This window comes from Roseateles sp. (assembly GCF_047654785.1).
GTDB lineage: Bacteria > Pseudomonadota > Gammaproteobacteria > Burkholderiales > Burkholderiaceae_C > Pelomonas.
The window spans coordinates 352,341-372,474 of the sequence record NZ_JASGKQ010000002.1; the positions used below are offsets into that span (position 1 = coordinate 352,341).

Genomic DNA, 20,134 nt, shown 5'->3' on the forward strand with positions numbered 1-20,134 from the left:
CGGCCACAATGCGCCCATGGCCAAGACCGCCCCCCGACTCAGCGCCGAAGCCACCCGGCGCGTCATCGCCACCGCCTGGGACGACGCGCCGCCCTACCCCCGCGTGCTGCTGGAGCACGGCATCGGCCACGGCGAGCTGGTGGCGCTGCTCAAGCGCGAGCTGACGCCGGCCGCCTACAAGCTCTGGGCCGCGCGCGGCAAGGCCGCCAAGGCGCCCACCAAGCGCGCCACCTGGCCGCACGGGCGCTGAAGCCCTCCCCTGACACCACCCGGCCGCCGTCGCGCAAACGCATCAGTGCGCGGCGCGCGCGGCCGGCCTGCGCGTGCCGCGCGGCGATGCCGGGCCGCCGCTCGCCCTGGGAGCGGGCGCCGCGAAGTCCGGGGATACCCGGGGTGGCGATGCAGAAAGCGGCATCGACAAGTCCAAAAATGTGATTAGTCCGGGATCAATGAGCCCCCTAGCATGAATTCATGCCCCCCGTGCCACCGGCGCCTGCCGGGACGGGGTGGATCTCATAACGAATCCCGGAGACTCCATGAACCGACCCACCCTGGTGCCGCCGCGTGCAGGCGCCGCATCCGCCGCCCGTTCCGCCCCCCGTTGTTCCCTGCGCCTGACGGCCGCCGCCGCCGCGCTGGCGGCGCTGTCCACCGGCGCGCTGGCCCAGGAGGCCGCCAGGGCCGCCCAGGCCGAGAGCCAGCTCGAGACGGTGGTTATCACCGGCGCTCGTGCGTCGGCCGAGACGGCGCAGGCCATCAAAAAGAACGCCGATCAGGTCGTCGATTCCATCGTCGCCGAGGACATCGGCAAGTTCCCCGACAAGAACGTCGCCGAGCTGCTCGGCCGGGTGCCGGGCGTGCAGTTGCAGCGCGGCATGGGTGAGGCAGGCACGGTCATCGTGCGCGGCCTGGGTGGCGTCGCTACGCTGCTCAATGGCCGCGAGTTCTTCACCGATTCGGGCCGCAACCTGTTCCTGGCCGACGTGCCGGCCACGATGCTCAAGCGCATCGACGTCTACAAGACGCAGGAAGCCAGCCTGCCCGAAGGCGGCACGGCTGGCGCCATCGACGTGCGCACCAATCGCCCTTTCGACTTCAAGGGCGCACAGTTCTACGTCAACGGCCGCATGGAGCACCGTGACAAGGCCGACGTGGACAACCCCGACCTCAGCGGCATGGCCTCCAACCGCTGGAAGACCGGCCTGGGCGAGTTCGGCGCGCTGCTGGGCCTGTCTTACCAGCGCGGCAAGTACCACGATGAGCGCGCCTGGGTGGGTGACCCGCAGAACATCGCCGTGCCGGACCGCACCAATCCCATCCTGGCCTCCGACGCCATGGGCCGCGTGTTGGACCTGGGCGACCGCAAGCGCCTGGCCGGAAACTTCGCGCTGCAGTGGAAGCCCAGCGCCGACAAGGAGGTCTACCTGGAAGGCTTCGCCACCTCCATCGACCACCGCTATCAACAGTCCTTCCTGGTGGGAGGCATCGGCATGTGGAACGATGCCGGCACCTGGCGCCCAGCGGGTGGCACGGTCATCACCGCCAAGCCTGGCACCGACTTGGCCGACACCATCACCAGCGTTGGTGGCTGGGGCTTCACGTCCACGCAGGCCAAGCGCGACATCGTTTCCAACGCGCAGACCGCGCTGGGCGGCCATTGGGATGTGAGCGACCGCCTGCGTCTGTCCAGCGAGCTGGCCGTCACCAACAGCCAGATCGACTGGGTCAACCGCATCCTGGACAGCGGCTATGCGCCGGTGAACGTGGTGGCCAAGGTGCAGGACGGCGGCGGCTTCATCGACTATCCCGGCCTGGACATGACCAGCAAGGCCAACTTCCGCATCAATGGTGGCGTGGACGTGCGTGGCGAGCGCGAAGGCAAGAGCAAGGATTGGCGCGCCGACGCCACCTATGACGTGGGCGACGGCTTCTTCCGCGAGGTCAGCGGCGGGGTGCGCGTGGCGCGGCGCACGGCGATGTCCATCGGTACCACGATGCCCTGGGCCGTGGGTTTCCCCGGCGCCGGTGAGACGGTGGACCAGGCCGCCTACGCCGACATGTTCTCGGTGTCGCCCAGCACCTGGGGCGACTTTGGCGTCAAGCAATACGTCTTTGCCGACCGTGACTGGCTGCTGGACAACGGCGAAGCCTTCCGCAAGCTGCTGACGAACGGCAATGGCGCGTTGACGCCCTACGACCCGATGACGCTGTTCGATGACGTCGAAACCACCAAGGCGGTCTATGGCCGAACCAAGTTCGGCTTCGACATTGGCCGCGTGCCGGTGACCGGCGTGTTCGGCCTGCGCGTCGTGCAGACCGACCAGAAGCTGAAGGGCAACTCCAAGAACGCCAACACCGGCGCCATCACGCCGGTCAACCTGGACACCTCGCGCACCGACGTACTGCCCATGCTGTCGCTGAAGGCCGAATTGACATCCAGGCTGATCGCCCGCCTGGTGGCCGGCAAAACCATAGAGCGGCCCGCCTTCAACGACTACAACCCGGGCGTGACTCGCACGGAGCCGGCCGGTGGCGTGACTTTCGGCACCATCGCGGGCGGCAACCCGGACCTCAAGCCCACCGAGTCCGCCAACGTGGACACCTCGCTGGAGTGGTACTTCGCCCGCACCGGCTCGCTGACTGGCACTGTGTTCCAGCACAAGTTCAAGAACCGCGTGTTCTCGAAGACGGTGGAAACCACCATCAACGGCACCCGCTACAACGTCACGCAGCCCATCAACATCAGCGACGCCAAGCTGCATGGCTACGAACTGAGCTACCGGCAGTTCTACGACTTCCTGCCGGGCTGGCTGAGCGGCTTCGGTCTGGAGGCCAACTACACCTACATGAGCGGCAAGCAAACCGATCCGAATGGTGTGGAAGGCCCCTTCCTCGGCCAGTCCAAGGCTTCCTACAACCTGGTGGGCCTGTACGAGTACAACAACGTCTATGCCCGCCTGGCCTACAACTGGCGCGACAAGTTCCTGGCCGAAAAACCCTACCGCTCCACCGGCCGCGAGTTGTGGGTGGCACCGCTGAAGACGCTGGATGCCTCTTTCGGCTACACCTTCAACAAGCAGTGGACGCTGTCGGTGGATGTGACGAATCTGCTCAACCAGTCTTACCACGACTACTTCGACAAGAACCCCTCGATCGTCCGCGACGTGCGCTACTACGACCGGACGGTGGGGGTGTCGGTGCGCTGGAAGCTGTGACCCAAGGGGTTTGAGCCCCTCCCCGTTCGGGCGTTGCGCGGGCCTCGCCTGTGGCAACGCCCTTTTGTATTGCCGTTGCTGCGAGGACTGGATTGGCGCCGGGACACGGAGCATCAGGGCCACCCGCCCTCCTGCGCCCCGCCCCGCCCCATGTCACGAACCAACGCGCAAAAGAATGCCCCCATGCCCGACCTGCTCAAACCGCTGATCCCCCAGCGCGCCGACCCCCACATCTCCCGCCACGCCGACGGCGTGTATTACTTCACCGCCTCGGTGCCGCAATACGACCGCATCGAGCTGCGCCGCGCGACGAGCGTTGACGGGCTGGCCAACGCGCCGGCCTACGTCGCCTGGCGCAAGCCCGACAGCGGGCCGTGGTCGGAACTGGTCTGGGCGCCCGAGCTGCATTTCAACCAGGGCGCCTGGTACGTCTACTTCGCGGCCGCGCCCACCCGCGCGCTGGACGCCAACGGCATGTTCCAGCACCGCATGTACGCGATCCGCAACCCGGCGGCCGACCCGTTCACCGGCGCGTGGGAGTTCCTGGGCCAGGTGGACAGCGGCATGGACAGCTTCTGCCTGGACGCCACCACCTTCACCCACCGCGGCCAGCTCTACTACTTGTGGGCGCAGAAGGACCCGGCCATCCCCGGCAACTCCAACCTCTACCTCGCGCCGATGCGCACGCCCTGGCAGCTCGGCGGCGCGCCGGTCCGGCTCAGCCGGCCGGAGTTCGACTGGGAATGCCGCGGCTTCCTCGTCAACGAGGGCCCGTCCGTGCTGGTCCGCCATGGCCGCGTCTTCGTCAGCTACTCGGCCAGCGCCACCGACGAGAACTACGCGATGGGCCTGCTGTGGGCCGACGAGAACGCTGACCTGCTCGACCCGGCCAGCTGGCGCAAGTCGCGCGAGCCGGTGATGCGCAGCGCGCCCGAGGACAGCGTCTTCGGCCCCGGCCACAACAGCTTCACCGAGGGCGCCACGCCGGGCGAGGTGCTGCTGGTCTACCACGCCCGCACCTACACCGAGATCGACGGCGACCCGCTGTGGAACCCCGACCGCCACACCTTCGTCAAGCCGCTGCGCTGGGATGCGGACGGCATGCCGGTCTTCGGCAAGCCGTCGCGGCGGGACTGATACCCGATTCGGCATCGCATCGCCGAGGAAATTGATTGGATCGGAATTCCACCGCTGCCTAGCATGGCCTTGAACGACATCCGAGACGAGACGACATGACGACTGACGACAAGAAGAGCAAGGTCAAGCTGCGTTCCGCCGAGTGGTTCGGCACCCAGGACAAGAACGGCTTCATGTACCGCTCCTGGATGAAGAACCAGGGCATCCCCGACCACGAGTTCCAGGGCAAGCCCATCATCGGCATCTGCAACACCTGGAGCGAGCTGACGCCCTGCAACGCCCATTTCCGCAAGCTCGCCGAGCACGTGAAGAAGGGCATCCTGGAGGCGGGCGGCTGGCCGGTCGAGTTCCCGGTGTTCTCCAACGGCGAGAGCAACCTGCGCCCCACGGCGATGCTGACGCGCAACCTCGCCAGCATGGACGTGGAGGAAAGCATCCGCGGCAACCCGATGGATGCCGTCGTGCTGCTGGTCGGCTGCGACAAGACCACGCCCGCGCTGCTGATGGGCGCGGCCAGCGTGGACGTGCCGGCCATCGTCGTCACCGGCGGCCCCATGCTCAACGGCAAGCTGGGCGGCAAGAACATCGGCTCGGGCACGGCCGTCTGGCAACTGCACGAGCAGGTCAAGGCCGGCGAGATCAGCCTGCACGACTTCATGGCCGCCGAGGCCGGCCACTCGCGCTCGGCCGGCACCTGCAACACCATGGGCACCGCGTCCACCATGGCCTGCATGGCCGAGGCGCTCGGCACCTCGCTGCCGCACAACGCGGCCATCCCCGCCGTCGATGCGCGGCGCTATGTGCTGGCCCATCTGTCCGGCATGCGCATCGTCGAGATGGTCTGGGAGCAGCTCACGCTGTCCAAGGTGCTGACGAAACAGGCCTTCGAGAACGCCATCCGCGTCAACGCCGCCATCGGCGGCTCCACCAACGCCGTCATCCACCTGAAGGCCATCGCCGGGCGCATCGGCGTGGACCTGGAGCTGGAGGACTGGACCCGCATCGGCCGCGGCACGCCGACCCTCGTGGACCTGCTGCCCTCGGGCCGCTTCCTGATGGAAGAGTTCTATTACGCCGGCGGCCTGCCCGCCGTGCTGCGCCGCCTCGGCGAGGCCGGCCTGCTGCCGCACAAGGACGCGCTGACCGTCAACGGCCGCAGCCTCTGGGCCAACGTCGCCGACGCGCCCATCTACGACGACGAAGTCATCCGCCCGCTCGACAGGCCGCTGATCGCCGACGGCGGCATCTGCATCCTGCGCGGCAACCTCGCGCCGCGCGGCGCCGTGCTCAAGCCCTCGGCCGCCACGCCCGCGCTGATGCGGCACCGCGGCCGCGCCGTCGTGTTCGAGAACTTCGAGGACTACAAGGCCCGCATCGTCGATCCCGACCTGGCCGTGGACGCGGACTCCGTGCTCGTCATGAAGAACTGCGGCCCGCGCGGCTACCCCGGCATGGCCGAGGTCGGCAACATGGGCCTGCCGCCCAAGCTGCTCGCGGCCGGCGTGAAGGACATGGTGCGCATCTCCGACGCGCGCATGAGCGGCACCGCCTACGGCACCGTCGTGCTGCACGTCGCGCCCGAGGCACGCGCGGGCGGGCCGCTGGCCGTCGTGCGCGAGGGCGACTGGATCGAGCTGGACTGCGCCGCCGGCCGCCTGCACCTGGACGTGCCCGAGGCCGAGCTGCAGCAGCGCCTGGCCGACTGGGCCGCCGCGCAGACCGTGGACCCGGCCGACGCCAGCGGCTACCGCCAGCTCTACGTCCAGCATGTGCTGCAGGCCGACGAGGGCTGCGATTTCGATTTCCTGCGCGGCCGGCGCGGCTCGGCCGTGCCCCGCCATTCCCACTGAAGAACGACCTCATGGACTCCACGATTCAAGGGCTGGCGCTGATCGGCGGCCAGCCGGTGCGCGGCGCGGGCGCCGCCTTCCGCGCCTTCGACCCGGGCCGCAACGAGGCCCTGGGCCCCGACTTCCACGCCGTGGACGCGGCCCAGGTGGACGACGCCTGCGCGCTGGCCGGCGCCGCCTTCGACGCCTTCCGCGCGACGACCGACCATGAGCGCGCCGACTTCCTGGACCTGATCGCCGCGCAGATCCTGGCGCTGGGCGACGCGCTGATCCAGCGCGCGATGGCCGAGACCGGCCTGCCGCGCGCGCGGCTGGAAGGCGAGCGCGGCCGCACGATGAACCAGCTCAAGCTGTTCGCCGAGCTGCTGCGCGAAGGCTCCTGGCAGGACGCCCGCATCGACAGCCCGTTGCCCGCGCGCACCCCGCCGCGGCCGGACCTGCGGATGCGCTTCGTCGGCGTCGGCCCGGTGGCCGTGTTCGGCGCCAGCAACTTCCCGCTGGCCTTCTCGGTCGCCGGGGGCGACACCGCCGCCGCGCTGGCCGCGGGCTGCCCGGTCGTCGTCAAGGCGCACTCGGCCCACCCCGGCACGTCGGAGCTGGTGGGCCGCGCGGTCGCCGAGGCCGTGCGCCAGTGCGGCCTGCCGGCCGGCGTGTTCGCGCTGCTGCCCGGCAGCGGCCACGGCATCGGCGAGGCGCTGGTGCGCCACCCGGCCATCCAGGCCGTCGGCTTCACCGGCTCGCGCAGCGGCGGCCTGGCGCTGATGGCGGTGGCCGCCGCGCGCCCGCAGCCCATCCCCGTCTACGCCGAGATGAGCAGCATCAACCCCACCGTCCTGCTGCCCGGCGCGCTGGCCCGGCGCGGCGCCGAGATCGCCGCCGGCTTCGCCGCCTCGCTGACGATGGGCGTGGGCCAGTTCTGCACCAACCCCGGCCTGGTGCTGGGCCTGGCCGGCGCCGACTTCAACCGCTTCGCCGCCGCCGCCGCCGAGGCGCTGCGGCCCGTGCCCGCCGCCGCGATGCTGACCCCCGGCATCGCCGGCGCCTACCAGCGCGGCGAGGCGCAGCTGGCCGGCCAGCCCGGCGTCGAGGCGCTGCTGCGCGGCGAGTCCGGCGGCTGCCAGGGCGCGCCCAGCCTGTTCAGGACCACGGGCGCGGCCTTCCTCGCCAACCACGCGATGGCGGCGGAAATCTTCGGCCCCGCGTCGCTGCTGGTGGCCTGCCGCGACGCCGCCGAGCTGCTCGCCGTCATCGAGGGCCTGGAAGGCCAGCTCACCGCGACGCTGCAGCTGCAGGACGACGACGAGGCCGACATCACGGCCGCCCGCGCGCTACTGCCCGCGCTGGAGCGCAAGGTGGGCCGCATCCTGGCCAACGGCTTCCCGACCGGCGTCGAGGTGTCCACCGCGATGGTGCACGGCGGCCCCTTCCCGGCCACCAGCGACGGCCGCAGCAGCTCCGTCGGCACGGCCGCCATCCAGCGCTTCCTGCGCCCGGTCTGCTACCAGAACCTGCCCCGCGCGCTGCTGCCCGCCGTGCTGCGCGAGCCCAACGAGCGCGGCGTCTGGCGCCGCCGGGATGGCGCACTCACCCGGAACTGAAGCCCCTGGCAGCGCAAAAGAACTCAGGAGACAAACCGATGAAGCAACACCTCGCCGCCCTCGCGGCCACCTTGGCCTGCGCCCTTGGCGCGCAGGCCGCCGACATCAAGGTCGTCGTCGACGCCGACCGGCCCGGCCCGGTCATCCACCGCAACATCTACGGCCAGTTCGCCGAGCACCTGGGCACCGGCATCTACGAGGGCATGTGGGTGGGCCCGGAGTCCAGGATCCCCAACGTGCGCGGCTGGCGCAAGGACGTGGTCGCCGCGCTGAAGGACCTGAAGGTGCCGCTGGTGCGCTGGCCCGGCGGCTGCTTCGCCGACGAGTACCACTGGCGCGACGGCATCGGCCCGCGCGGCAAGCGCCCGGTCAAGGTCAACACCCACTGGGGCGGCGTGCCCGAGAACAACGCCGTCGGCACGCACGAGTTCTTCGACCTGGTCGAGCAGCTGGGCGCCGAGGCCTATGTGAACGCCAACATGGGCACCGGCTCGCCGCAGGAGGCCGCCGAGTGGCTGGAGTACATGACCGGCGAGGGCAACGCCACCCTGGTCGAGCTGCGCCGCAAGAACGGCCGCGACAAGCCCTTCCGCGTCCACTACTACGCGCTGGGCAACGAGACCTGGGGCTGCGGCGGCAACATGCGCCCCGAGTACTACGCCGACCTGTACCGGCACTGGTCCACCTTCCTGAAGACGCCGGCGCACAACCGCCCGCAGTTCGTCGCCAGCGGCGGCAACGACACCGACACCACCTGGACCGACGTGCTCAGCAAGAGCATCCGCCACAAGGTCGACGGCATCGCCCACCACGCCTACACCTTCCCCAGCGGCCAGTGGGAAGGCAAGGGCGCGGCGGCGGGCTTCCCCGAGGCCGAGTGGATCTCGATGCTGTCGCAGGTCGGCAAGATCGACGACACGCTGGCCCGCAGCCGCGCCATCCTCGACAAGAACGACCCGAAGAAGAAGCTGGCGATCTACTTCGACGAGTGGGGCAGCTGGTACGACCCCGAGCCCGGCAGCAACCCCGGCTTCCTGGTCCAGCGCAACACGCTGCGCGACGCGCTGCTGGCGGCGCTGCATTTCAACGTCTTCCACGCCCATGCGGAGCGCGTGAAGATGAGCAACGTCGCCCAGATGGTCAACGTGCTGCAGGCCATGATCCTCACCAGCAAGGACCAGCTGGTGCTGACGCCCACCTACCACGCCTTCTCGCTGTACACGCCCTTCCAGGACGCGACCTCGCTGCCCGCCAGGGTGGAGAACAACCCGGCCTACCGGGTCGGCAAGTTCGAGATGCCGGCGCTGAGCGTGACCGCGGGCCGCGGCAAGGACGGCAAGCTCTGGCTGGGCCTGGTGAACGCCAACGCCACGCAGGCCGCCGAGCTGACGCTGCAGGTCGGCGCCCACGCGCCCCGGGCCGCCCGGGGCCGGCTGCTGACCGCCGCCGCGATGGACGCGCAGAACGAACTCGGCAAGGCGCCGCAGGTCGTGCCGCAGGCCTACGAGGCCCGGGCCGTGGACGGCCGGCTGACGCTGAAGCTGCCGGCCAAGTCCATCGCCGTCGTCGCCGTCGAGGGCTGACAAGCCGCCCCCGCAAGGCCTGGCCCCGCCGTGCTGCTCGCCCAGGCCTTGCGCTGCGTGCGCGGCGCGCATGCGGCATATCGAAACCAGGATCACGCGCGCCTGCAATGTCATTGGTGCGCGGCGGCGCGGCCGCCTAGGCTGTGCCGGCCACAACCCCAAGACCCGGAGACAAACACGCCATGGCCTTCCACAAGCGCCGCGACTTCCTCGCCGGCTCGGCCGCCCTCGCCCTGACCGCCTGCGGCGGTGGGGGTGGCGGCAGCAGCCCCGCGCCCGCCCCCAGCCCGACGACGCCCACGCCTCCGCCGCCGCCACCCCCGCCGCCGGCCGTCGGCTTCACCAACGTGTCGGTGCACGACCCCTCGGTGATCCGCGCCGGCGACGGCCAGTTCTACGTCTTCGGCTCCCACCTCGCCGCCGCGCGCTCGGCCGACCTGATGAACTGGACCTCGCTGGCCGACGGTGTCAACAACGCCAACCCGCTGTTCGGCAACAAGGTCACCACCGAGCTGGCCGAGGCGCTGGCCTGGGCGCAGGCCACGACGCTGTGGGCGCCCGACGTCGTCAGGCTGGCCGACGGCAAGTACCGCATGTACTACTGCGCCTGCAAGGGCGACTCGCCGCGTTCGGCGCTCGGCATCGCCGTGGCCGACAAGGTGGACGGCCCCTACGCCAACCAGCAGCTGCTGCTGAAGTCCGGCCAATGGGGCCTGCCCAGCGAGGACGGCACGGTCTACGACGCCGTCAAGCACCCCAACGTGGTGGACCCGGCCGTTTTCTTCGACGCGACGGGCAAGCTGTGGATGGTCTACGGCTCCTACTCGGGCGGCATCTTCATCATGGCGCTGGACCCCGCCACCGGCCTGCCGCTGCCGGCCCAGGGCTATGGCAAGCACCTGATGGGCGGCAACCATGCGCGCATCGAGGGCGCCTACATCCTCTACAGCCCCGAGAGCCAGTACTACTACCTGTTCGTCTCCTTCGGCGGGCTGGACGCCGCGGGCGGCTACAACGTGCGCGTCGCGCGCTCGCGCAACCCGGACGGCCCCTTCGTCGACGGCGCCGGCCAGGACATGGCCACCGTCAAGGCCGACCCCGCCAAGCCGCTGTTCGACGACGCCAGCATCGCCCCGCACGGCATGAAGCTCATGGGCGGCCACCAGTTCGCGCTGGCCGCCGGCGAGACCGGCACGGCGCTGGGCTATGTCTCGCCCGGCCACAACTCGGCCTGCTACGACGCGGCGACCCGGCAGTACTTCATCGTCTTCCACACCCGCTTCCCCGGCCGCGGCGAGCAGCACGAGGTGCGCGTCCACGAGATGCACCTGAACGACGAGGGCTGGCTGGTCATCGCGCCGCTGCGCCATGCGCCGCTGAGCCTGGCCTCGCCGGCGCAGACGGCCGACGTCGGCGCGGCGCAGGCGGCCGGCAGCTACAAGCTGGTCGACCACGGCAAGGACATCGCGGCGGCGCCCAAGGCGTCGGTCACCGTGACGCTGAATGCCGACGGCACGCTGGCCGGCGGCATGAGCGGCAGCTGGCAGCACCTGGGCAGCAACAAGCTGACGCTGACCAGCGGCGGCACGAGCTACTCGGGCGTGTTGTCGCGGCAGTGGAACCCCAATGCCAATGCCTTCACGGTGAGCTTCAGCGCGCTGTCGTCGGGGGGCGTGTCGCTGTGGGCGATCAGGACGGGCGCCTGACGTGAGGAGGCTGCTCGCCACGCTGGCCCTCGCGCTCGCCGCGCACGCGGCCGGCGCGGCGCCGCAGCCCTTCCCGCTGGACCGCGTGCGCCTGCTGGACGGCCCCTTCCTCGACGCGCAGACCACCGACCTGCACTACCTGCTGGCGCTGGACGCCGACCGGCTGCTGGCGCCCTTCCGGCGCGAGGCGGGGCTGCCGGCCCGCGCGGCGCCCTACGGCAACTGGGAGTCCACCGGCCTGGACGGCCACATGGGCGGCCACTACCTGTCGGCGCTGGCGCTGATGTGGGCGTCCACCGGCAACCTGCAGGCCAGACAGCGGCTGGACGAGGCCGTCGCCGAACTCAGGCGCTGCCAGGACGCCATCGGCACCGGCTACCTCGGCGGCATCCCCGGCGGCGCCGAGGCCTGGGGGCGGCTCGCGCAGGGCCGGCTCCAGGTGGACAACTTCTCGCTGAACGGCCGCTGGGTGCCCTGGTACAACCTGCACAAGCTGTTCGCCGGCCTGCGCGACGCCTGGGTCCACGCCGGCAACGCCGACGCCCGCGCCATGCTGGTGAAGCTGGCCGACTGGGCGCTGCGGCTGACCGCGCCGCTCAGCGACGCGCAGATGCAGGACATGCTGCGCGCCGAGCACGGCGGCATGAACGAGGTGCTGGCCGACGTGGCGCAGCTGACCGGCGATGCGCGCTACCTCGCGCTGGCGCGGCGCTTCTCGCACCAGGCGCTGCTGCGCCCGCTGGCCGAGGGGCGCGACACGCTGACCGGCCTGCACGCCAACACGCAGATCCCTAAGGTCATCGGCTTCGCGCGCATCGCGCAGCTGGGCGGCGAGGGCAAGGGAAAGGGCAAGGGCGACGGCTGGCAGGCGGCCGAGTTCTTCTGGCGCACGGTCGTCGAGCAGCGCTCCGTCGCCATCGGCGGCAACAGCGTGAAGGAGCATTTCCACGCGGCGGACGACTTCCGGCCCATGCTGAACGAGGTGGAGGGGCCGGAGACCTGCAACAGCTACAACATGCTCAAGCTCACGGCGCTGCTGGCCCAGGCGTCGCCGCGGGCGGGCGCCTACGTCGACTACTACGAGCGCACGCTCTACAACCACATCCTCGCGTCCCAGCATCCGCAGGGCGGCTTCGTCTACTTCACGCCGATGCGGCCGCAGCACTACCGCGTCTACTCGCAGGTCCACGACGGCATGTGGTGCTGCGTGGGCTCCGGGCTGGAGAGCCACGCGCGGCACGGCGAGTTCATCTACGCGCAGGACGGCGACGCGCTGCACGTCAGGCTCTTCGTCGCCTCGACGCTGGACTGGCGCGAGCGCGGCGTCCGCATCACGCAGAGCACCCGCTTCCCCGACGAGCCGCGCACGCGGCTGACGGTGGACGGCGCCGGCCGCTTCGCGCTGAAGATCCGCTACCCCGGCTGGGTCGCGCCCGGCGCGCTGGCGGTCCGGGTCAACGGCCGGGCGGTCGCCGTGACGGCCAGGCCCGGCGGCCAGGTCGAGCTGCGCCGCGACTGGCGGGAGGGCGACCGGGTGGACGTCGAGCTGCCCATGCGCACGACGCTGGAGCCGCTGCACGGCATGAAGGACTACGTTGCCGTGCTGCACGGCCCCATCGTGCTGGCCGCCAGGACGCCGCAGCCCGGCGAGGCGCTGGACTTCCGCGCCGACGGCTCGCGCATGGGCCACATCGCGCATGGCGCCGTGTGCCCGCAGCAGGCCGCGCCGGTGTTCGTCAGCGACCGCGCCGACTTCATGCGCCGCTTCAAGCCCGTGCCGGGGCAGCCGCTGACCTTCACGGCGCCCGGGCTCATCGAGGGCGGCACGGGCGCTGGCGAGCTGCAGCTCATCCCCTTCTTCCGGCTGCACGACTCGCGCTACATGGTCTATTGGGGCCGCACGACGCCGGCCCGGCAGAGCCTGATGCGCGCCGAGCTGGCCGAGGCCGAGCAGGCGCGGCTGGCGCTGGACGCGCGCACCCTCGACCAGGTGGCCCCCGGCGAGCAGCAGCCCGAGGCCGACCACGGCTTCCAGGGCGAGGGCGCGGAAAGCGGCATCGCGCCGGCCGGCCGCTGGCGGCATGCGCGGCAGTGGTTCAGCTATGTGCTGAGCGACCCCCGGGGCGAGGCCCGCGTGCTGCGGCTGAGCTTCTCCACGCGCGACGCCGGCCGGCGCTTCGCGCTGTGGGTCAACGGCCAGCACCTGGCCGACATCGAGCTGGCCCCGGACGCGGGCGAGGAGGCGGTCTACACGCGCGACTTCGAGCTGCCCGCCGGCCTGGCGCGCGCCGCCGACGGCCGGCTCCACGTCAAGTTCGTCGCCCAGCCCGGCTCCATCGCGGGCGGGCTGTACGGCCTGCGGCTGCTGCGCTGATGCCCAAAGCGGCATCGGGCCGCGCCGAGATTTCATCGGCCTCGCCGGCCCGGCCCTCCTAGCATCGGCCGCACCGGGGCGCAGACCCCGGCCACCCGAGACAGGAGACAGACCATGACCCCATCGACGCCGCGCCTCGCGCGCCGGCTGTGCCGGCTCGCCACGGCCCTCGGCCTGGCCGCCGCGCTCGCCCCCGTCCAGGCCGCGCCCTGGACGCTCACTGGCGCCATCGGCACGCACGACCCCCACCTCTACAAGACCAGCAGCACCTGGTGGCTGTTCGAGACCACCGACAACGGCGGCATCGGCGTCAAGTACTCGGCCAACGGGCTGGCGTGGACGCAGGGCGTTCCCATCTTCGGCAGCGGGCTGTCGTGGTGGTCCACCTACCTGCCCAGCGGCAAGACCGCGATGGTCTGGGCGCCCGGCTGCGGCGAGTACGCGGGCCGGGGCTATTGCTACTACGCGGTGTCCAGCTTCGGCTCGCAGAAGTCCGCCATCGGGCTGGCCACCTCGGCCGGCGGCATCGCGGCCGGCGCCTGGGTGGACCAGGGCGCCATCCTCAAGTCCAAGGCCGGCGACGGCTACAACGCCATCGACCCCGCCTTCGTGCTCGCCGCCAACGGCGACCCCTACCTCGTCTTCGGCTCGTTCTGGAACGGCATCCACATCACCCGCGTCAGCAAGGTCAACCTGAAGCCGCCCACCGGCGGCATCGTCAACATCGCCAAGGACAGCGTCAACGGCATCGAGAACGGCTTCGTCGTCGCGCGGGCGCACAACGGCACGACCTACTACTACCTGTTCGCGTCCAAGGGCGCCTGCTGCCAGGGCGCGAACAGCAGCTACCACATCGTCGTCGGCCGCTCGACCGCGATCACCGGGCCCTATGTGGACAAGGCCGGCGTGGCGATGCTGTCGGGCGGCGGCACCGTGCTGGCGAGCAGCGGCTCGCGCTTCAAGGGGCCGGGCGGGCAGTCGCTGCTGGCCGACGGCTCGGTGATGGCCTGGCACGCCTACGACGCGCAGAACGGCGGCGCGCCGGTGCTCTTCATGAACAGCGTGACCTGGGGGAGCGACGGGTGGCCGCAGGCCGTCTGGTGAGCGCTGCGGCGGCGGCAGCGGCGCTGCTGGCCGCCGTCGCGCTGCGCACACCCGCGCCGGCCGCGGCCGAGCCGCCGCCGGCGCAGGCGCAGGCTGCGCAACTGGCATGGCTGGCCCCGCCGTCCGCCGCCGCACGGCCGGCCAGCGCGGCGGCGCGCGCCGACCGTCCTGCCGAGGCCGCGTCGCTCGCCGCGCTGCTCGCCGCGCCGCCCCAGGCGCTGCGCGCGACGCTGCAGGCCGCGCTGCGGGCGCGGGCCGAGGGCGGCCGCCTCTATGCCCGGGCGCTGGCGCGCCGCTGCGCGGCCCTGGATGCGCTGCGCTCGTCGCCCGCGGCTGCCCCGGCGCTCGACCCCGGCGACCCCGCCGTGCAGCAGGCGCTGGCCTGGCGCGACGCCTGGGCCGCCGGCTGCGGCCAGCTGCTGGCGCCGGAGTGGCTGGCCCTGGCCAGCGTGCCGGCCGGCGAGTCCGGCCCCGCCGACCCGCTGCTGCGCCTGCTGGAGGCCGAGGCCACGCCCGAGCGCCTGGCCGCCGTGCTGGCGCGGCCCGACCCGCTGCTGCTGGATGAGATCGGCCCGGCGCTGCTCGGCGACGACGTGCCGGACGCCGGCGGCGAGGACGGCGAGGCCGGGCGCCGGCTGCGCGCCGCCGCGTGGCGGCTGCTGCCCTGCGACTTCGGCCTGGCCTGCGACGCCAGCGACCCCGCCGTCTGGCTGGCCTGCCTGCAGGGCGAGGGCTGCCACGCCTCGCGCGCCGCGCTGGTGCTGGCCGGCGAGGCCGGCGGCGACCCCGCCCGCGCGGCCGCCATCACCGCGCTGCGCGAGCGCCTGCGCGACGCGATCCGCGCCGGCACGCTCGCCATGCCGAAACCGGTATCGGTCGGCCGGCAAATGTCATTGGCCGCGCATGGGGCGGCTTCCTAGGATGCACGGCACACCATGAATCACGGAGACTCGACGATGAAACTCGCCCGCCGTGCGCTGCTGGCCGCCGCGCTGACCCTGCCCGCCGTGGGCGCCCTGGCCGCGCCGCTGGTGATGGGCTTCTCGCAGGTCGGCGCCGAGAGCGAATGGCGCACCGCCAACACCGCCTCCATCAAGGCCGCGGCCAAGGCGGCGGGCATCACGCTGAAGTTCGCCGACGCGCAGCAGAAGCAGGAGAACCAGGTCAAGGCGCTGCGCAGCTTCATCGCGCAGAAGGTGGACGTGATCGCGTTCTCGCCGGTGGTCGAGAGCGGCTGGGACACGGTGCTGAAGGAAGCGCAGAAGGCCCGCATCCCGGTCATCCTGACCGACCGGGCCGTCAAGGTCAGCGACCCGTCGCTGTACGCGACCTTCATCGGCTCCGATTTCGTCGAGGAAGGCCGCAAGGCGGCGCGCTGGCTGCTGGAGCGCGCGGCCAGGACGCCCAACGCCGCGCTGAACATCGTCGAGCTGCAGGGCACGGTGGGCTCGGCCCCGGCCATCGACCGCAAGAAGGGCTTCGAGGAGGTCATCCAGGCCAACCCCAGGCTGCAGATCATCCGCTCGCAGTCCGGCGAGTTCACGCGCGCCAAGGGCAAGGAGGTGATGGAGTCCTTCCTGAAGCAGCGCGACAAGAAGATCGACGTGCTCTACGCGCACAACGACGACATGGCGATCGGCGCGATCCAGGCCATCGAGGAGGCCGGGCTGAAGCCGGGTGTGGACATCGCCATCATCTCCATCGACGGCGTGCGCGGCGCGTTCGAGGCGATGAAGGCGGGCAAGCTGAACGTCACCGTCGAATGCAACCCGCTGCTCGGGCCGCAGCTGATGGCGCTGGCCCGGGACGTGGTGGCGAAGAAGCCGGTGGCCCGGCGGGTCACGGTGGAGGAAGGGGTGTTCCCGGCCGAGGTGGCGGCGCGGGAGCTGCCGAAGCGCAAGTACTGACGGGCCCCGGCCCGACGACGGAACCGCGCGCATGACCGCCGCCCCCGTGCTGGAGCTGTCCGGCATCCACAAAGGCTTTCCCGGCGTGAAGGCGCTCAGCGACGTGCGCCTGCGCCTCTACCCCGGCGAGGTGCATGCGCTGATGGGCCAGAACGGCGCCGGCAAGTCCACGCTGATCAAGGTGCTGACGGGCCTGTACACGCCCGACGCCGGCACCATCGCGCTCGACGGCCGGCCCATCGCGCCCCGGCGCACCGAGGACGCGCAGGCGCTGGGCATCCGCACCGTCTACCAGGAGGTCAACCTCTGCCCCAACCTCAGCGTGGCGGAGAACATCTGCGCCGGGCGCTTCCCGCGCAAGCCGTGGCTGGGCGGGGGCCGCATCGACTGGCGGGCCGTCCACGCCGAGGCGCGCCGCGTGCTCGCGCAGATGGACCTGGACATCGATGTCGCCGCGCCGCTGTCGCGCTACTCGCTGTCCGTGCAGCAGATGGTGGCCATCGCCCGCGCGCTGCGCGTCTCGGCGCGCGTGCTCATCCTCGACGAGCCCACCTCCAGCCTCGACGACGCGGCCGTGCAGCGCCTGTTCGCGGTGCTGCGCCGCCTGCGCGGCCAGGGGCTGGCGATCCTGTTCGTCACCCATTTCCTGGACCAGACCTACGCGCTCGCCGACCGCATCACGGTCATGCGCAACGGCGAGACCGAGGGCGAGTACCTGGCCGCCGATCTCGGCCGCCTGGCGCTCGTCAACAAGATGGTGGGCGCGCCGCCCGACCAGCAACCCGCCCGCCTGGACAGCCGCGCCCCGAAGACCGGCGCCCCTGTATTGAAGGCGCAGGGCCTTGGTCGGCGCGGCGCGCTGCACCCTCTCGACCTGGTGCTGCGGCGCGGCGAGGTGCTGGGCCTGGCGGGCCTGCTGGGCTCGGGCCGCACCGAGGCCGCGCGCCTGCTGTTCGGCGCCGACGCGGCGGACACGGGCCAGGTGGAAACGGCGGGCCGCGCCGGCCGCTGGCGCTCGCCGCGCGAGGCCATCGCCGCCGGCCTGGCCTTCTGCTCCGAGGACCGCAAGCACGAGGGCGCCATCCTCGACCTCTCCGTGCGCGACAACATCCTGCTCGCGCTGCAGGCCCGGGCCGGCCTGCGCCTGGTCATGAGCCGCGAGCGTCAGCAGGCGCTGGCCGACGACTACATCCGCCGCCTGGGCATCAAGACCGCCAGCGCCGACACCCCCATCGGCCAGCTCTCCGGCGGCAACCAGCAGAAGGCGCTGCTGGCCCGCTGGCTGGCGACCGGGCCGGCCGTGCTCATCCTCGACGAGCCCACGCGCGGCATCGACGTGCGCGCCAAGGAAGACCTGATGGACCAGGTCCGCGCGCTGGCCCACCGCGAGGACGGCCAGGGCATGGCCATCGTCTTCATCTCCTCCGAACTGCCCGAGGTGCTGCACTGCAGCGACCGCGTCCTCGTGCTGCGCGACCGCCGCGCCGCCGGCACCTACCGCCGCGGCGAGCTGGACGAGCGCAGCGTGCTGGAGGTGATCGCCGCCGAGCCCGCCCTCCCCGCCGCCGCATGACCGCCCCCGCCGTGAGCCTGACCCCGCCCCCGTCCGACCCGGCGCGCCGCCGGCCCTGGCAGCACCCGCTGTTCCGCCCGCTGGCCGCGCTGGCGCTGCTGCTGGCGATCGCCGCGGCCAGCGTGCCGGGCTTCCTGCACCTGGAGATCAAGGACGGCCGGCTGTACGGCAACCTGGTCGACATCCTGCACCGCGCCGCGCCGCTGATGCTGGCGGCGCTGGGCATGACGCTGGTGATCGCCACGCGCGGCATCGACGTGTCGGTGGGCGCCGTCGTCGCCATCGCCGGCGCCGTGGCCTGCGGGCTGGCGGGCAGCCACGGCGTGGCCGTCGCTTTCGCGGCGGCGCTCGGCGCCGCGCTGCTGTGCGGCCTGTGGAACGGCCTGCTGGTCGCCGGCCTGGGCCTGCAGCCCATCATCGCGACGCTGATCCTGATGGTCGCCGGCCGCGGCCTGGCGCAGCTGGTCACCGACGGCCAGATCCTCACCGTCTACGAGCCCGCCAGCTTCTTCTGGCTGGGCGCCGGCCACGTGCTGGGCCTGCCGGTGCCGCTCTACGTGGTGGCGCTGGTGGCCGGCCTCACCGCGCTGCTGATGACGCGCACCGCGCTGGGCCTGTTCATCCAGGCGGTGGGCATCAACCCGGTCGCCGCGCGGCTGGCCGGCGTGCGCACCGCCGCGGTCGCGTGCTTCGCCTACGTCTACTGCAGCCTGGGCGCGGGCCTCGCGGGGCTGCTGGTCGCGTCCAACATCAAGAGCGCCGACGCCAACAACGCCGGCCTGCTGCTGGAGCTGGACGCCATCCTGGCCGTCACGCTGGGCGGCGGCCAGCTCAGCGGCGGCAAGTTCAGCCTGGCGGGCAGCCTGGTCGGCGCGCTGATCATCCAGACGCTGACCTCGGCCATCTACGCGCTGGGCGTGCCGCCGCAGGTCACCATGGTGGTCAAGGCGGTGGTGGTGTTCGCGGTGTGCATCTCGCAGTCTTCGTTCTGGTCGCGGAGGCCGGCATGAGCGCCGCACGCCCGCCTGGCGAGGCAGCGCGCGGCGCGAAGGGGGCATCCATGAAGCGCCTGCTGGCCGCGCCGGCCTTCACCGCCTGGGTCAGCGTCGCGCTGATGGCGCTGCTGTTCGCAGCCGGCGCCGCGGGCTACACCGGCTTCGGCACCCCGCAGGTGCTGCTGAACCTGCTGATCGACAACGCCTTCCTGCTCGTCATCGCGGTGGGCATGAGCTTCGTCATCCTGTCCGGCGGCATCGACCTGTCGGTGGGCTCGGTGCTGGCGCTCACCACCATGGTCGCGGCCTGGCTGCTGCAGGTGGCGCACTGGCCGGCCGGGCTGGTCATCGCCGTTGCGCTGCTGGGCGGCGCGGCCTTCGGCGCGCTGCAGGGCCTGGTCATCCACGTGTTCCGGCTGCAGGCCTTCATCGTCACGCTGGCCGGCATGTTCCTGGCGCGCGGGCTGTGCTTCCTGATCAGCGTGGACAGCATCACCATCGACGCGCCGCTGTTCGTCGCGCTGTCGCAGACGCAGATCCCGCTGCCGGGGCCCCTCGGCGACGCCTTCCTGTCGCCCGGCGCCGTCATCGCGCTGGCCGTGCTGGGCGCGGGCCTGTGGGTGGCGCACGGCACCGCCTTCGGCCGCACCGTCTACGCGCTGGGCGGCAGCGAGGCCTCGGCGCTGATGATGGGCCTGGCCGTCGGCCGCACCAAGGTGGCCGTCTACGCGCTCAGCGGCTTCTGCGCGGCGCTGGCCGGCCTGCTGTTCGCGTTCTACATGCTCAGCGGCTACGGCCAGCACGGCCAGGGCGTGGAGCTGGACGCGATCGCCGCCGTCGTCATCGGCGGCACCGTGCTGACGGGCGGCCAGGGCTATGTGGCCGGCGCGCTGTCGGGCGTGCTGGTGCTGGGACTGATCCAGACGCTGATCGCCTTCGACGGCAGCCTGAGCTCCTGGTGGACCAAGATCGTCATCGGCGTGCTGCTGTTCGTGTTCTGCGCCGTGCAGCGGCTGCTGACGCATGCGCCCCGCCCCGCCTCGCAGCGCTGAACGGGCCCGGTTCCCGAATCACCGCGGAATGGAAGACACC

The 20,134-nt window shown here is 71.8% G+C and carries 14 protein-coding genes; all 14 read left to right on the top strand.

Translation table 11 applies throughout. The features are described 5' to 3' along the window. Positions 1-16: 16 nt before the first annotated feature. Positions 17-250 carry a DUF2805 domain-containing protein gene (locus tag QM788_RS06285; RefSeq protein ID WP_415660625.1) on the top strand — a complete coding sequence of 78 codons (234 nt, stop codon included), beginning with the start codon at positions 17-19 and terminating at the stop codon, positions 248-250. Positions 251-536: 286 nt separating this feature from the next. Continuing rightward, positions 537-3,215, top strand: coding sequence for a TonB-dependent receptor (locus QM788_RS06290; protein WP_415660626.1), 2,679 nt, complete (start codon positions 537-539; stop codon positions 3,213-3,215). A gap of 183 nt (positions 3,216-3,398) precedes the next feature. Further along, entirely contained in the window at positions 3,399-4,352 is a 954-nt protein-coding gene (locus QM788_RS06295; protein WP_415660627.1) for a family 43 glycosylhydrolase, read from the top strand. Between the two features lie 95 nt (positions 4,353-4,447). Beyond that, a complete protein-coding gene (locus QM788_RS06300; RefSeq protein WP_415660628.1) occupies positions 4,448-6,202 on the top strand; it encodes an IlvD/Edd family dehydratase in 1,755 nt (584 codons plus the stop codon). An 11-nt stretch (positions 6,203-6,213) separates the two neighbouring features. Beyond that, the gene (locus QM788_RS06305) at positions 6,214-7,800 is read left to right on the top strand and encodes an aldehyde dehydrogenase (NADP(+)) (protein ID WP_415660629.1); all 1,587 of its coding nucleotides are present in this window, start codon (positions 6,214-6,216) and stop codon (positions 7,798-7,800) included. Between the two features lie 38 nt (positions 7,801-7,838). After that, a complete protein-coding gene (locus tag QM788_RS06310; RefSeq protein ID WP_415660630.1) occupies positions 7,839-9,383 on the top strand; it encodes an alpha-N-arabinofuranosidase in 1,545 nt (514 codons plus the stop codon). Between the two features lie 182 nt (positions 9,384-9,565). Continuing rightward, positions 9,566-11,089 carry a glycoside hydrolase family 43 protein gene (locus QM788_RS06315; protein ID WP_415660631.1) on the top strand — a complete coding sequence of 508 codons (1,524 nt, stop codon included), beginning with the start codon at positions 9,566-9,568 and terminating at the stop codon, positions 11,087-11,089. Position 11,090: 1 nt separating this feature from the next. Next, complete coding sequence (locus tag QM788_RS06320) at positions 11,091-13,463, top strand: beta-L-arabinofuranosidase domain-containing protein (RefSeq protein WP_415660632.1); 2,373 nt, start codon at positions 11,091-11,093, stop codon at positions 13,461-13,463. Positions 13,464-13,577: 114 nt separating this feature from the next. Next, positions 13,578-14,567: a glycoside hydrolase family 43 protein gene (locus QM788_RS06325; protein ID WP_415660633.1), complete on the top strand. Its 990-nt coding sequence runs from the start codon at positions 13,578-13,580 to the stop codon at positions 14,565-14,567. Next, complete coding sequence (locus tag QM788_RS06330; protein ID WP_415660634.1) at positions 14,546-15,487, top strand: hypothetical protein; 942 nt, start codon at positions 14,546-14,548, stop codon at positions 15,485-15,487. Before QM788_RS06325 ends, QM788_RS06330 begins: the two co-directional genes overlap by 22 nt. A 36-nt stretch (positions 15,488-15,523) precedes the next feature. Further along, positions 15,524-16,474 (top strand): ABC transporter substrate-binding protein, encoded by a 951-nt coding sequence (locus QM788_RS06335; RefSeq protein WP_415660635.1) that lies wholly within the window; start codon positions 15,524-15,526, stop codon positions 16,472-16,474. A 31-nt stretch (positions 16,475-16,505) separates the two neighbouring features. Next, positions 16,506-18,047 carry a sugar ABC transporter ATP-binding protein gene (locus QM788_RS06340; RefSeq protein WP_415660636.1) on the top strand — a complete coding sequence of 514 codons (1,542 nt, stop codon included), beginning with the start codon at positions 16,506-16,508 and terminating at the stop codon, positions 18,045-18,047. After that, on the top strand, positions 18,044-19,057 hold the full coding sequence (locus tag QM788_RS06345; protein ID WP_415660637.1) for an ABC transporter permease: 1,014 nt from the start codon (positions 18,044-18,046) through the stop codon (positions 19,055-19,057). Before QM788_RS06340 ends, QM788_RS06345 begins: the two co-directional genes overlap by 4 nt. Before the next feature lie 50 nt (positions 19,058-19,107). Beyond that, entirely contained in the window at positions 19,108-20,094 is a 987-nt protein-coding gene (yjfF, locus tag QM788_RS06350) for a galactofuranose ABC transporter, permease protein YjfF (RefSeq protein WP_415660638.1), read from the top strand. Positions 20,095-20,134 lie beyond the last annotated feature (40 nt).